Annotated in this window: 15 protein-coding genes; all 15 read left to right on the top strand. The window is 38.4% G+C overall.

What is annotated here, in order from left to right; all coding sequences use genetic code 11:
• The first annotated feature begins 11 nt into the window (after positions 1–11).
• Entirely contained in the window at positions 12–527 is a 516-nt protein-coding gene (gene rimM, locus JOC34_RS04760) for a ribosome maturation factor RimM (RefSeq protein ID WP_205135558.1), read from the top strand.
• A complete protein-coding gene (trmD, locus tag JOC34_RS04755; RefSeq protein ID WP_205135557.1) occupies positions 527–1261 on the top strand; it encodes a tRNA (guanosine(37)-N1)-methyltransferase TrmD in 735 nt (244 codons plus the stop codon). The genes rimM and trmD overlap by 1 nt, the downstream gene beginning before the upstream one ends.
• A gap of 144 nt (positions 1262–1405) precedes the next feature.
• A complete protein-coding gene (rplS, locus tag JOC34_RS04750) occupies positions 1406–1750 on the top strand; it encodes a 50S ribosomal protein L19 (protein WP_205135556.1) in 345 nt (114 codons plus the stop codon).
• Between the two features lie 136 nt (positions 1751–1886).
• Positions 1887–2450 (top strand): signal peptidase I, encoded by a 564-nt coding sequence (lepB, locus tag JOC34_RS04745; protein WP_205135555.1) that lies wholly within the window; start codon positions 1887–1889, stop codon positions 2448–2450.
• Positions 2451–2458: 8 nt separating this feature from the next.
• Positions 2459–3307, top strand: coding sequence for a ribosome biogenesis GTPase YlqF (gene ylqF, locus JOC34_RS04740; RefSeq protein ID WP_205135554.1), 849 nt, complete (start codon positions 2459–2461; stop codon positions 3305–3307).
• Between the two features lie 144 nt (positions 3308–3451).
• The gene (locus JOC34_RS04735; RefSeq protein ID WP_205135553.1) at positions 3452–4222 is read left to right on the top strand and encodes a ribonuclease HII; all 771 of its coding nucleotides are present in this window, start codon (positions 3452–3454) and stop codon (positions 4220–4222) included.
• Between the two features lie 260 nt (positions 4223–4482).
• Positions 4483–6270 (top strand): hypothetical protein, encoded by a 1788-nt coding sequence (locus JOC34_RS04730; protein WP_205135552.1) that lies wholly within the window; start codon positions 4483–4485, stop codon positions 6268–6270.
• On the top strand, positions 6267–6545 hold the full coding sequence (locus JOC34_RS04725; protein ID WP_205135551.1) for an EscU/YscU/HrcU family type III secretion system export apparatus switch protein: 279 nt from the start codon (positions 6267–6269) through the stop codon (positions 6543–6545). Before JOC34_RS04730 ends, JOC34_RS04725 begins: the two co-directional genes overlap by 4 nt.
• Before the next feature lie 83 nt (positions 6546–6628).
• Complete coding sequence (sucC, locus tag JOC34_RS04720) at positions 6629–7789, top strand: ADP-forming succinate--CoA ligase subunit beta (protein ID WP_205135550.1); 1161 nt, start codon at positions 6629–6631, stop codon at positions 7787–7789.
• A 95-nt stretch (positions 7790–7884) separates the two neighbouring features.
• Complete coding sequence (gene sucD, locus JOC34_RS04715) at positions 7885–8787, top strand: succinate--CoA ligase subunit alpha (RefSeq protein ID WP_205135549.1); 903 nt, start codon at positions 7885–7887, stop codon at positions 8785–8787.
• 61 nt (positions 8788–8848) lie between these two features.
• Entirely contained in the window at positions 8849–9745 is an 897-nt protein-coding gene (dprA, locus tag JOC34_RS04710; RefSeq protein ID WP_205135548.1) for a DNA-processing protein DprA, read from the top strand.
• A 124-nt stretch (positions 9746–9869) separates the two neighbouring features.
• A complete protein-coding gene (gene topA / locus JOC34_RS04705) occupies positions 9870–11948 on the top strand; it encodes a type I DNA topoisomerase (RefSeq protein WP_205135547.1) in 2079 nt (692 codons plus the stop codon).
• A gap of 102 nt (positions 11949–12050) precedes the next feature.
• Positions 12051–12365, top strand: a complete 315-nt coding sequence (locus JOC34_RS04700) for a hypothetical protein (RefSeq protein ID WP_205135546.1) — start codon at positions 12051–12053, stop codon at positions 12363–12365.
• Between the two features lie 298 nt (positions 12366–12663).
• A complete protein-coding gene (xerC, locus tag JOC34_RS04695) occupies positions 12664–13572 on the top strand; it encodes a tyrosine recombinase XerC (RefSeq protein ID WP_420856093.1) in 909 nt (302 codons plus the stop codon).
• Positions 13573–13596: 24 nt separating this feature from the next.
• On the top strand, positions 13597–14142 hold the full coding sequence (hslV, locus tag JOC34_RS04690) for an ATP-dependent protease subunit HslV (protein ID WP_275577674.1): 546 nt from the start codon (positions 13597–13599) through the stop codon (positions 14140–14142).
• The last annotated feature ends 18 nt before the right edge of the window (positions 14143–14160 follow it).

Genomic DNA, 14160 nt, shown 5'->3' with positions numbered 1-14160 from the left:
CAGGTGGAGAAATGGCTGAAAAGATGTTCAATACAGGAAAGATTGTAAATACACATGGCATTCGTGGTGAGGTTAAGGTTGTTCGGATTAGTGATTTTGCGGAACGCTTTGCTGTGGGCGAACGATTATATCTGGTAAAGGGAAATGAAAGTCCTATTCAGGTAACGGTCGACGCTTATCGTTCTCACAAAGGTTTTGATCTTCTACATTTTGCAGGCTATGATCATATCGATGATGTTGAAGTTTATAAAGGATCTTATTTAAAAATAGATGAGGATCAGCTGACTGACTTGGCGGAAGATGAATATTATTATCATGAGATCATAGGATGTGAGGTTTTTCTAAATGAGATCGATAAGTTAGGAGAGATTAAAGAAATTTTATCTCCTGGTGCGAACGATGTTTGGGTAGTAAAACAGCCCAATGGAAAAGACGTGTTAATCCCTTATATTAAAGAAGTGGTTAAAGAGGTTAATATCGAAGCAAAAAAAGTGGTCATTGAACCAATGGAAGGACTGCTCGATTAATGCATATAGACATATTGACACTCTTTCCTGAGATGATAAATGGTATGTTCGACGCTTCTATTTTGAAAAAAGCGCATGAAAAAAATAAATACAGTTATCAACTGGTGAACTTCCGCGATTTTGCGGTTAACAAACATCAAAAAGTCGATGATTACCCTTATGGTGGTGGTGCGGGTATGGTCTTAACACCTCAGCCCGTATTTGATGCCGTTGAAACAGTTCAAGCAGAGAGAAACGCGAAACCTCGAATTATTTTGATGTGTCCGCAAGGTGAGCCGTATACCCAGAAAAAAGCAGAAGAATTAGCACAAGAGGAACACTTGATTTTTATTTGCGGTCATTATGAAGGCTATGATGAGCGAATTAGAGAGCACCTTGTAACCGATGAAATATCAATTGGGGATTATGTGTTAACAGGCGGCGAACTTGGTGCAATGGTTGTTGTTGATAGTGTTGTTCGACTGTTGCCTGATGTGCTGGGAAACGTAGCTTCCGCATCGGAGGATTCCTTTTCTACAGGTTTGCTCGAACACCCACATTACACCAGACCTGCTGATTTTCGTGGTATGAAAGTACCGGATCTATTATTATCCGGTCACCATGCAAATATCGAAACTTGGCGTAAAAAGGAATCCTTGAAACGTACTTATGAAAGACGGAGAGATCTACTTGATCATCTGGAACTGTCTGATGAAGATCAAAAGTTACTGAATGAAATAAAAAAGAAGCAATAAATATTATCTTCAATAAATGCTTGAATTCAAGCAATCATTATGGTATATTTACTGTTGTGCTTAAGTAGATACTTAAGTCGTATAAACGATGTTCCGCTGCCTCATAGACGGGCATGAGCATTGGTTTGGAAGGAGTGAAGTTGGATGCAAAAACTTATTGCAGACATCACAAAAGATCAACTACGTACAGATCACCCTGATTTTCGTGCAGGAGATACTGTAAAAGTTCATGCGAAAGTTGTTGAAGGCACGCGTGAACGTATTCAGGTTTTTGAAGGTGTTGTAATCAAACGCCAAAATGGTGGAATCAGTGAAACATTTACAGTAAGAAAAATTTCTTATGGTGTAGGTGTTGAGCGTACTTTCCCAGTACATTCCCCTCGAGTAGCGGAAATTGAAGTATCGCGTCGTGGTATTGTTCGTCGTGCGAAACTATACTATCTTCGTAACCTACGTGGAAAAGCAGCACGTATTAAAGAACGTCGCTAATTATAAACGTAACTGGAAAGGAGCTTGGCAATATGCACAAGCTCCTTTTTGTTTTTTTAACAAAATGTTGAATGTTCGTAAGGGAAAAGCTTAAACTAGAAGTTAGTTACATATTTTAGCTGTCGGAGGAAAATTTATGGCCAAACGAAAAAAAAGCGAATGGTATGATTGGATAAAAGCTTTGTTAATTGCATTTGCATTAGCCTTTATCGTTCGAACCTTCTTTTTTGCCCCAATTGTAGTGGATGGACCATCTATGTTGCCCACATTACATGATCGGGATCAAATGATTGTAAATAAAATAAATTACCGTTTTAATGAGCCGAACCGTTTTGATATTGTGGTATTCCATGCATCTGAAAAAAAGGATTTTATTAAACGTGTTATTGGCTTACCTGGTGAGCATGTAGCAGTAAAAGACAATCTATTGTATATTGATGGAGAAGAGGTAGATGAACCATTTCTAGAAGAACAGAACGATGATGGAACATTAAACGTCATACCAACAAACGATTTTAGGTTAGAAAACTTACCCGGAGAACATGAAACCATCCCAGATGGGCATGTTCTCGTATTAGGGGATAACCGGGGAAACTCAACGGATAGCCGTTTATTGGGTGTCATTCCAATAGATTCCATTGTCGGAAAAACAAGCCTGATTTATTGGCCGATTAACCGAATGCAAATGATAGGAAAGTAGGATTGAAAATGACAATACAGTGGTTCCCCGGGCATATGGCGAAAGCCAGACGTCAGGTAGAAGAGAAGCTTAAGTTGGTTGATTTTGTCATGGAGTTGGTGGATGCACGTGCACCACTATCATCGCAGAATCCCATGCTGCAACAAGTTTTACAAAACAAAACAAAAATGATTGTATTAATGAAAAAAGACTTGGCGGATCAGCGGGAAACAGATAAATGGATTGCTTATTTTAAAGAAAATAGCATCCCCGCGATTGCAGTGAATGTTAATGATAAAGCAGATGTGAAACATGTCATTCAGTTGGCAAAAGAACTCGGCCAGGAAAAACAGGAGAGACTGTTAAAGAAGGGTATCCAACCGAGAGCAACGAGAGCGATGATAGTCGGTATTCCGAATGTGGGTAAATCGACTTTAATTAATCGCCTTGCAAATAAAAAGGTTGCGAAAACCGGTGATATACCAGGGATAACAAAACAACAGCTTTGGATTAAAGTGAAAAAGGATTTCGAATTACTGGATACGCCAGGTATCTTGTGGCCGAAATTTGAGGATCAGACTGTCGGTTATCGCTTAGCGGCAATAGGTACGATTAAGGACCAGTTACTTTCCTTGCAGGATATTACAGCGTTCGTAATTAAATATATGCAGGAACATTATCCTGCAATGCTGGAGGACCGTTATCTGGTTGATCGGGACATGGAAGACATGTGGGAAATCTTTGTGGCAATTGGCAAACAACGTGGCGCGCTAGAAAGTGGTGGTCAGGTGAACTTTGAAAAGGTTTCTGATATCGTATTACGTGACTTGCGTACAGGACGACTTGGTAAAATAACGCTGGAAGCAGCAGAAATATAAAAATAAGACATGCATCTTCGGATGGATGTCTTATTTTATCGCAGGTTTGGTGGGCAGTAAAAACACTACTGAATGAAATTTTACTTTATGGTAAGATTCAAGTGTGAGAGAGAATGACCGATATAAAGAAAGATAGGTGTACATATGGATAAAAAATCAATAGCTGTTCTAAAAGAATTATTTAAAGCTGGGGAACTGAACGAAGCTTTAATAGCTGATCTGAGACAGGATGAAAGAAAAGGTGTGCAAAATTTAATCAAGAGCTATGAAAACCAGATACTCAAAGAGAAAGCACTAGAAGATAAATTCACAAAGATGTGTCGTTTTGAACAAAAAGGCTATGCTGATGGACATCAGTATATTGCAGGTATGGATGAAGCTGGCAGAGGACCGCTTGCAGGACCAGTCGTTGCTGCGGCAGTCATTTTACCATCTAATTTTAAACTACTAGGGTTGGATGATTCCAAGCAATTAAATAAGGCAACACGCGAAAAATTCTTTTTTATCATTAAAGACCAGGCAATCAGTTATGGTATTTCCATCATTGACAGTCAGCAAATTGATCAAATTAATATATTTGAAGCAACAAAGTTAGCGATGCGCAGTGCAATCGATCAGCTAAACCCAAAACCAGATCACATTTTAATTGATGCAGTAAACCTTAATGGATTGCCATGTACTCATGAAGCAATAACAAAAGGGGACACGAAAAGTGTTTCCATTGCTGCAGCCAGCGTTTTGGCAAAGGTTACACGTGATAAGTTGATGCAGGAAATGCATCATGAATACCCGATGTACGATTTTGCTTCGAATATGGGTTATGGAACAAAAAATCATATGACAGCATTGGAGGTCAATGGTGCAAGTCCATATCATAGAAGATCTTTTGCACCAGTAAAAAAAGTAGTTTATTAACGCTCTTTCCGTATAAAATATTGCTATTCATACTTAGTGAAAATAAGCTCGCTTTCCTAAGGTCTTGGCAAAGCCTTTGACCATAGGACGTTTCTTGGCGGGACGAGCGTTAGCGTAGTCCTAGACGTTGCCAGAGGTGGTATACTTAGTCTGCCTCAGCTTGTTCCTTGCCCGCGGAAAGCGAAGTGTATTCATGCAGCGGGCTAAATAGCAACAATCTTTCATCAAATAGATTTTATTAATGGATAGGGGTGCTTAAGGTGGGAATTGGGCGCATAACAAAAGGGGCTTTCTCCAGGGTGACTCCACAGCAACAAACGCTTCGACCGGGACAAATCATTCAGGGTAAAATAGTAAAACTATATCCAAATAATAACGCAGAAATTTTGCTCGGTTCGCAAAAAATGATAGCCCAAGTAAAAACACCGTTAACAATTGGGGAGAAGTATCATTTTCAAGTACAAGCGACAGATGACATCCTTCACTTAAAGGTATTGGGAGAACAATTGAAGAGAGAAGAAAAAGTAAATATAAAACACCTTTTACAGCAACTGGGCTTAAAAACAACGAAAGCAAATGTAGCTATGACTGAGTCCCTAATAAATGATAAGATCTCTTTTGATAAAAATCAGTTAACACAGGCATTTGATTTGTTGACTCGTTCAAAGGACAAAATGTTAACAAAAGTCGTCCTGAAAGAAATGATCGCGGCAAAGTTACCGATAACTGATTCGGTTTTTCAGGCTTTATTAACCCACCATACGAGCGGAATAACGGAACGAATGAAATCTTTACTCGCGCCTTTAGAACGAAGTAGAACAAATGTGAAGCTTATGGGCCGTTTAAGCCAAATGGTGGACCGTCCGCTAGATTCCAAGTCTACAATCATCAAACAGATTTTAACGGAAAATAAACATCATAACCAACAGCTTTTTAACTTGTTGAAGGCAACAGGCCTCGTGAATATGTCAATTGATTTTTCAACATGGCAATCTCAATGGGAAGCGTTTGAGGAGCGAAACAATATCACGCCGACAAATATACAAAACCAATTATTAAACACAGCATTGCCCTTTGAAATGGACAGTGAGAGGGTAGTAAGCATTCTGGAGCAAACAATTTCCAATAAAATGGTATTACAACGTCATTCAACAGAAATGCTTCAATTGTGGGAAAATAAGCTAGCTAAGACAAGTGCGGACCCAGTATTAACGGAGCAGGAATTCACTGTATTAAAACAGCAGATTTCCCAGAAAATAACACCATTACTTTCATCAGAACTATCGGCTGCAACTATATCAAAATATAATTCAGTGCATGCACAACAAATTTTGTCTATCTTACATACATTGACTGATAAGCAAGGCTTTGCAGACACGGAAGAATTACTAACAAAGATAAAACTCGATAAATTATTTCTTCAAGCGGCACCAAAGGAACAGTTCTTAGCTCAGTTAAATCAGCTGTTACGTTTTACTGGATTGGCTTATGAAAATCAATTATTACATACTGATGTAGAACAACAATCTGCAACCATAAAAGGAATGCTCCTGCAAATATTGCAAAAAAATGATGGAACAACGAACGAACCAGGGCAACAACTGCTTCACTTCATCAATGGCATGCAAATAAATTCGGTAAATGAAGCGAATCATTTTATTCAAGTGAATTTACAGATCCCTGGTGAAAGAATGGCGTTAAACAGCGATATTGAACTTGAATTTGCAGGTAACAAAACAAGGAATGGAGAAATTGATCCGGATTATTGCCGTATCGTCTTTTATCTGGATCTTACCTATTTGAAGCAAACTGTTATTGATATGAATGTCCATAAACGGGTCGTAACAGTCACGATTTATAATGATGTGATGGAGGTTAATGACCAATACGCTTCATTACAACCTGTGTTAAAAAAAGGATTAGCAGATTTAGACTATCACCTGTCCGGAATTGTGTGTAAACCGTTGGCACAAAACACGGAAACGAAAATATCGTCCAGCATAAAAGCCATTAAATCTACGTATCAGGGGGTTGACTACCGCATATGAAAGAAAAACGAAAGAAAGCCGCTGCATTGCGATACGACCAAACAAGAGAAAATGCTCCAATCGTCGCGGCCTCTGGTAGAGGGTTAATCGCGGATACGATTATTGATAAGGCTAAGGCAAACAATGTCCCTATTTTAGAAGATTCTTCTATGGTCGAATTGCTGGCAGAATTAAATATTAATGAAACAATCCCTGAGGAGCTATATCAAGCTGTAGCAGAAGTGTTTGCCTATATATATAGAACAGATAAATCCATCGGAGATAGATCGAATTAGGACAACATCCTTCCTTATTCTTGTGAAATTTGTTGTTTTTTAATACAATAGAATTGCAGTCAATTTTGATGGGAGGATGGAAAATGAACATTCATGAGTATCAAGGCAAAGAAATTTTGCGTAGCTATGGTGTAAACGTGCCCAATGGACATGTTGCATATACAGTGGACGAAGCTGTTGAAGCTGCAAAGAAATTAGATAGTGCTGTTACAGTAGTAAAAGCACAAATCCATGCTGGCGGAAGGGGTAAAGCCGGTGGTGTTAAGATTGCAAAAAATGAAGCTGATGTGCGTACATATGCAGAAGAGATTCTAGGTAAAACATTGGTTACGCATCAGACAGGTCCTGAAGGTAAAGAGGTTAAACGCCTGCTTATTGAAGAAGGATGCGACATTAAAAAAGAGTATTATGTAGGTTTGGTACTGGATCGGGCATCTTCTCGTGTTGTGCTAATGGCATCTGAAGAGGGCGGTACTGAAATCGAAGAAGTTGCAGCAGCAACACCTGAAAAGATTTTCAAAGAAGTCATTGATCCACTAGTAGGACTGACTGGCTTTCAAGCTCGTAGACTAGCATTTAATATTAATATTCCACATGAAATGCTAGGTAAAGCAGTTAAATTTATGATGGGCCTTTATCAGGCATTTATTGAAAAAGATTGTTCTATAGCAGAAATTAACCCGCTTGTTACAACGGGTGATGGTGAAGTACTAGCATTGGATGCTAAATTAAACTTTGATGATAACGGATTGTTTCGTCAGAAGGATTTACAAGCATTCCGTGATTTAGATGAAGAAGATGAAAAGGAAATTGAAGCATCTAAGTATGATTTGAGCTATGTATCACTAGATGGAAATATTGGTTGTATGGTGAATGGTGCAGGTCTTGCCATGTCTACAATGGATATTATTAAGCATTATGGCGGCGATCCCGCTAACTTCCTTGATGTTGGGGGCGGTGCAACTGCTGAAAAAGTGACAGAAGCATTTAAAATCATTTTGTCCGATTCCAATGTAAAAGGGATATTTGTCAACATATTTGGCGGTATTATGAAGTGTGATGTTATCGCTGAAGGTGTTGTAGAGGCAACGAAACAGGTTGGCTTGGAAATCCCATTAGTTGTGCGTTTAGAAGGTACAAACGTTGATTTAGGTAAGAAGATTCTGAACGAGTCAGGGCTGAATATAACATCAGCAGGATCGATGGCTGATGGTGCTGAGAAGATCGTTTCTATGGTTAAGTAATTTTAAAAACGATATATTTTGCTGGCGTCTTTGGCGCTAAATCAATATCTATTAAAATAAAACGTATGTGGATTGCATAGAAAGGACGGACGAAAATGAGTGTATATGTTGATAAAGATACAAAAGTAATTGTCCAAGGTATTACTGGTGGAACAGCTAGATTCCATACAAAACAAATGCTTGAATATGGTACAAAGATCGTTGGCGGTGTTACACCCAAAAAAGGTGGAACAGAAGTTGAAGGTGTTCCGGTTTTTAATACGGTTCAAGAAGCAGTCGAAAAAACTGGTGCAACTGCATCTGTTATTTATGTTCCAGCTCCATTTGCTGCAGACGCAATTATGGAAGCAGCCGATGCGGAATTAGATCTTGCGATTTGTATTACAGAACATATTCCTGTAATTGATATGGTTAATGTAAAACGATACTTAGAAGGGAAAAAGACCCGTCTGATTGGACCAAACTGTCCTGGAGTTATTACGCCGGATGAATGTAAGATTGGTATTATGCCAGGTTACATCCATAAAAAGGGTCACGTTGGTGTGGTTTCCCGCTCTGGAACATTGACATATGAAGCAGTTCATCAATTATCAGAAGCTGGATATGGACAATCTTCAGCTGTCGGTATTGGTGGAGACCCTGTAAATGGTACAGACTTTATTGATGTTCTTACGGCATTCAATGAAGATCCGGAAACGGAAGCAGTTGTCATGATTGGGGAAATTGGTGGTACTGCGGAGGAAGAAGCGGCAGCATGGGTAAAAGCAAATATGAAAAAACCAGTCGTAGGCTTCATCGGTGGTGCAACAGCACCACCGGGAAAACGTATGGGCCATGCTGGAGCGATTATCTCCGGCGGTCAAGGAACTGCAGAAGCAAAAATCAGTGTGATGAATGAATGTGGCATCCAAGTTGCAGAAACACCTGCAGTTATGGGTGAAACAATGATCCGAGTACTTGAAGAAAATAATTTAAAAGAAAAATGTAAAACCCATTAAAGATGGAAAAGCAGGAATCGATCAGATTCCTGCTTTATTACAATAAAAGGGAAGTGTTTGATTGACAGCACTACGTTCAAGACTTATTCATATACACCGATGTCAGGGCATTACCAGAAGAATAATCAGGAAAATTCTCCATCATGATCCTACATTAAACGGCATTTATACGCTATCCTCCTCCATGATTAGTCATTACTATTCTCTACCAATGAAAAACGCCACGATCTTTCATGCAGACCTTCATCATTTTAATTTAAAACAACAAATAAAGCGCGATCTCGAAAAATATCAAGTTATCACAATAGTTGACGAAGCCTATCCACCTGTGTTAAAAACAATTAAAGATCCACCACTCGTATTATATGCTTTGGGCGATTCCTCGCTATTATCCTATTTACCAGCATTAAGTGTGATTGGAACAAGGAATCCTTCTAGGGAAGCCAAACTTAAAATGGATCATATTGTTAGGCCATTAATTGAACAAGATTGGTTGATTGTGAGTGGGATGGCAATCGGGATCGATAGTTTTGCCCATCTGCTTTCATTGGGAAACAAAGGAAAAACGATTGCTGTTTTAGGTGGGGGCTTTCATCATATTTATCCAAAGCAAAATATTGCTTTATTTGAAAAAATAGTTGATCAGGGATTAGTACTTTCTGAATATCCGCCCGATACGGCCCCTGTAAAATATCACTTTCCTGAGAGAAACCGTATTATAAGCGGCTTAAGCTTCGGAACATTAGTGATTGAAGCAACGAAGCGGAGTGGCACATTGATTACGGTCGATCAGGCGCTGGATCAAGGAAGAGAAGTATATGCGGTCCCAGGGTCTCCCTTACTCCCACAAACAAAGGGTTGTCATCAAATGATACAGGATGGTGCAAAGTTGGTGCATGAGCCAGCTGATATTTTAGTTGATTGGGAAACGATAGGCAGAAATTTATTTTACACTTAGGAAATCGCTTACGCATATAAAAGCATTAAATAACAGTAAATTTGACAAAGCTATCAGATGTATTTAGTATTAATGAGGATTTCTCAAATTATTTTTGATGACCTCAGATGTAGGAGGAAATACAATGGCAGATAATCTCGTAATCGTAGAATCGCCCGCCAAAGCGAAGACAATAGAACGTTATCTCGGTAAAAAATATAAAGTAACAGCATCGATGGGCCATGTACGTGATTTACCTAAAAGTCAAATGGGTGTTGATGTTGATGATGATTTTAAACCAAAATATATTACCATTCGTGGTAAAGGTGATATATTAAAAGAACTGAGAAAAGAAGCAAAAAAGGCCAAGAAAATCTATCTCGCGGCTGACCCCGACAGAGAAGGAGAAGCAATTGCATGGCATTTAGCGCACATTTTAAATGTGGATCCTGACTCGAATTGCCGTGTTGTTTTTAACGAAATCACGAAAGATGCGATAAAAGAATCCTTTAAAAACCCAAGGTCAATTGATATTGATTTAGTAGATGCACAACAAGCAAGAAGAATTCTTGACCGTTTGGTTGGTTATAATATCAGTCCGTTACTATGGAAGAAAGTAAAAAAGGGACTAAGCGCTGGTCGTGTACAATCAGTTGCTTTAAAAATGATTTATGACCGCGAACAGGAAATCGAACAATTTAAACCTGAAGAATACTGGTCGATCGAGGGCCACTTTCAAAAAGATAAGGACGTATTTGAGGGTGCTTTTTACGGCATAAATGGAAAGAAACAAGAATTAAAAACTGAATCTGATGTAAAAGAAATCATAAATCAACTAAAAAATAAAAAGTATACGGTTGATAAGGTGAAAAAGCGCGAGCGCAAAAGGAACCCTGCAGTACCATTTATCACCTCTTCTATTCAACAGGAGGCAGCAAGAAAGCTTAACTTCAGGGCACGTAAAACGATGATGGTTGCACAACAGTTGTATGAAGGAATTGATTTAGGGAAAAAAGCTGGTGGCATTACAGGTTTAATTACTTATATGCGTACAGATTCAACACGTATTTCGGATACGGCCAAGGAAGAGGCCAAAGGGTATATCGAGGAAAATTATGGTAAACAATATTTAGGAAATAATAAACCAGCCAAGAAAAAAGAAGGGGCACAGGATGCGCATGAAGCAATCCGTCCTACTTCTACACTTAGAAGTCCAAAATCATTAAAAGATGTTTTATCCCGTGATCAACATCGTTTGTATAAACTGATTTGGGAAAGGTTTTTAGCAAGTCAAATGGCACCGGCTGTCATGGATACGATGACAGTTCATTTACTGAATAATAACGTTGAATTTAGAGCTACCGGCTCGAAAATTAAATTTGACGGATTTATGAAAGTTTATGTTGAAGGTACAGATGATAAGAAAAAAGAAGAGAATAAACTACTGCCGGATCTGGAAGAAGGTATGGTCGTGGATGGAAAAGAAATTATTCCAAACCAACACTTTACACAGCCACCACCAAGGTTTACGGAAGCAAGACTTGTCCGGTCAATGGAGGAAATGGGAATTGGCAGACCGTCGACCTATGCACCGACACTGGATACCATTCAGCGCAGGGGATATGTGACGATTGATAATAAGCGATTTATTCCAACTGAACTTGGAACAATTGTGATCAAACTGGTGGAAGAGTTTTTCCCGGAAATCATTGATGTTGATTTTACAGCAAAAATGGAAGGTGACCTTGACTCGATTGAAGACGGTAAAGTGGAATGGGTAAAAGTCATTGACGAATTTTACGAGGACTTCCATAAGCGTTTAGAAACAGCGGAAGAAGAAATGGAAAAAATAGAGATTAAAGATGAACCCGCAGGAATTACTTGTGAGAAATGTGGAAATGAAATGGTCTACAAAATGGGACGGTATGGGAAATTCCTAGCTTGCTCCAATTTTCCAGAATGCCGAAACACCAAACCAATTCTTAAGGAAATTGGTGTAGACTGCCCGAAATGTAAAGAGGGTAATATTGTTGAAAGAAAATCGAAGAAACGCAGAACTTTTTACGGTTGTGACCGCTTCCCGGAATGTGATTTTGTTTCATGGGATAAACCAATAGCAAGACCGTGTCCGAAATGTGACGCTTTGTTAGTTGAAAAGAAAAGCAAGAAAGAAACGCAAATACAATGTACAAATTGTGAATACAAAGAAAAGACACAAAATTAATTTTTGGCTGCTCCGCTTAGCGTGAGCAGCTTTTATTTTTTTATTTGCAAAAGTTTTAACTGTTGATAAAAGGGAATCAATAAAGTAGAGGAGGGTTATATCATGGAAGATAAAAAACATTATTTTGTAACGATTGATACGAAGGAGATTAGAGAGATGTCAATTCCAGATAGTGGAATTGAATTTGAAATTATTGCTAATCAAAAAGAAAAAGAGGATATAGAAGCATTGTTTAGAGAAAAAGATCAGGATTCAAAAAACGCTACAATGTATTTAACCAAGCCTTTTAATGAATGGGGTGCAGATGATGAAAGAAGTCGCTATGATGCCCACATGCTAAGTCTGTATCGTAAACTGTATGAACTTGGAACAAAGGAAACGAAAGAAAAGATTAATGAACTAGGAATATTTAATTAAAAAGTTGTCAATAACAGTATCTAGATAGCGTTTATTCACAAATTTTTCACTGTTGCTTAATTTTCTAAACAGTGGCTTTGTTTGTTTGTTGACTATTGACCTTCAAACAGATATAATTACGCATTGGTAAGGTTATCTACTTGACAGCATATTTCCTGAGTAAATAATGGAATAAGTCGAACAATTATGGTATATTATGGTTGTGCTTGATTCAGAATCTTGTTGCAATTATGTTAAATGAATTGCATTTGGTAAATTATTATGGTATGATTTATTCGCTGTTTGATGGGGTGGAAAAGTGCAGTATTTCACAACTGAAATGGAAGCTTTTATAGAATATTTACAAATAGAGAAAAATGCGTCACCATACACGGTAAAGTATTATCAGAATGATCTGGAAAATTTCTTCGGATTCCTGTCTGGTGAAGCGGTACACGATCTAAATCAAGTTGACCAGCGTGTTGTTAGATTATTTTTAACGGGCCTTTATGACCAACAATTAAGTAGAAGATCTGTTGCTAGAAAGATATCTGCTTTAAGAAGCTTTTACAAATTTATGGAACGTGAAAATAAAACAACTACTAATCCATTTATTGGAATTACCTTACCAAAAGCAAGTAAACCAATTCCTGGATTTCTCTATATGGAGGAATTAGAAAAATTATTTGCAGTAAATGATACTTCGGAACCATTGGGGCAACGAAATCAGGCAATCTTGGAGACGTTATATGCTACTGGAATCAGGGTTGGCGAATGTCAGGGACTGTCACTAGAAGATATTGATTTTTCGATTGGTACCATGTTTGTTAACGGAAAAGGTCGTAAAGAACGTTATGCTATTTTTGGAGAGTTTGCAGCCAATGCCCTTGAGACCTATATTAATGACGGTAGAAAACAGTTACTTCAAAAAGCTGAGGTAACAAATAATGCTGTCTTTTTAAATGCTCGGGGTAATCCACTCACCACCAGAGGAATTCGATTAATTTTGAGCAAAATGGTTGAAACAGCAGCATTAACAGTACGTGTTCATCCACATAAATTGCGTCATACATTCGCGACACATATGTTAAATGAGGGTGCTGATCTTCGTACAGTACAGGAATTGTTAGGTCACGAAAGTTTATCCTCTACACAAATTTACACACATGTAACGAAAGATCATTTACGTGATGTATATATGAATACGCATCCTAGAGCAAATGATTAACTTTGGGTGAAAGAGGTGATGGTATTGACAAATGAGATGCATGCGACAACGATTTTCGGTATTATGCACCATGGACAGTGCGCCATGTGCGGCGATGGTCAGGTTACATTAGGGGACGCGGTGATCATGAAACATAAAGCAAAAAAAGTCCGTACCTTATTTAATGGCCAGGTTTTAGCCGGATTTGCAGGATCCGTTGCAGATGCTTTTACACTATTTGAGAAATTTGAAGCAAAGCTGGAAGCATACAATGGTAATTTAGCACGCGCTTCTGTTGAATTAGCAAAGGAATGGCGAAGCGATAAAGTATTGCGCAAGTTGGAAGCCATGTTAATTGTAATGAATAAAGAGAATATGTTTTTGGTTTCCGGAACAGGTGAAGTGATCGAGCCAGATGATGGTATGCTTGCCATTGGATCTGGTGGGAATTATGCTTTAAGTGCCGGAAGAGCATTGGTTAGACGTTCATCTGAATTATCTGCTAAGGAAATAGCACAAACGGCACTGGAAATTGCTGGAGAAATTTGCGTATATACAAATGATCAGATTACTTTAGAAGTACTTGATTAAAAGGAGGTTTATCCTAAG

Source organism: Virgibacillus halotolerans (genome assembly GCF_016908515.1).
In the GTDB taxonomy this organism is placed as follows: Bacteria; Bacillota; Bacilli; order Bacillales; family Amphibacillaceae; genus Virgibacillus_M; species Virgibacillus_M halotolerans.
The sequence above is the reverse complement of the archived record's forward strand: the minus strand, read 5'-3'. Positions and strand labels throughout refer to the sequence as shown.

Excerpts from the sequence above, each read along its gene's own strand:
- JOC34_RS04735 (WP_205135553.1), top strand. The coding sequence starts at position 3,452 with ATGGATAAAAAATCAATAGCTGTTCTAAAAGAATTATTTAAAGCTGGG.
- lepB (WP_205135555.1), top strand. The coding sequence starts at position 1,887 with ATGGCCAAACGAAAAAAAAGCGAATGGTATGATTGGATAAAAGCTTTG.
- JOC34_RS04725 (WP_205135551.1), top strand. The coding sequence starts at position 6,267 with ATGAAAGAAAAACGAAAGAAAGCCGCTGCATTGCGATACGACCAAACA.
- JOC34_RS04700 (WP_205135546.1), top strand. The coding sequence starts at position 12,051 with ATGGAAGATAAAAAACATTATTTTGTAACGATTGATACGAAGGAGATT.
- sucC (WP_205135550.1), top strand. The coding sequence starts at position 6,629 with ATGAACATTCATGAGTATCAAGGCAAAGAAATTTTGCGTAGCTATGGT.
- sucD (WP_205135549.1), top strand. The coding sequence starts at position 7,885 with ATGAGTGTATATGTTGATAAAGATACAAAAGTAATTGTCCAAGGTATT.
- topA (WP_205135547.1), top strand. The coding sequence starts at position 9,870 with ATGGCAGATAATCTCGTAATCGTAGAATCGCCCGCCAAAGCGAAGACA.
- rplS (WP_205135556.1), top strand. The coding sequence starts at position 1,406 with ATGCAAAAACTTATTGCAGACATCACAAAAGATCAACTACGTACAGAT.
- trmD (WP_205135557.1), top strand. The coding sequence starts at position 527 with ATGCATATAGACATATTGACACTCTTTCCTGAGATGATAAATGGTATG.
- rimM (WP_205135558.1), top strand. The coding sequence starts at position 12 with ATGGCTGAAAAGATGTTCAATACAGGAAAGATTGTAAATACACATGGC.
- ylqF (WP_205135554.1), top strand. The coding sequence starts at position 2,459 with ATGACAATACAGTGGTTCCCCGGGCATATGGCGAAAGCCAGACGTCAG.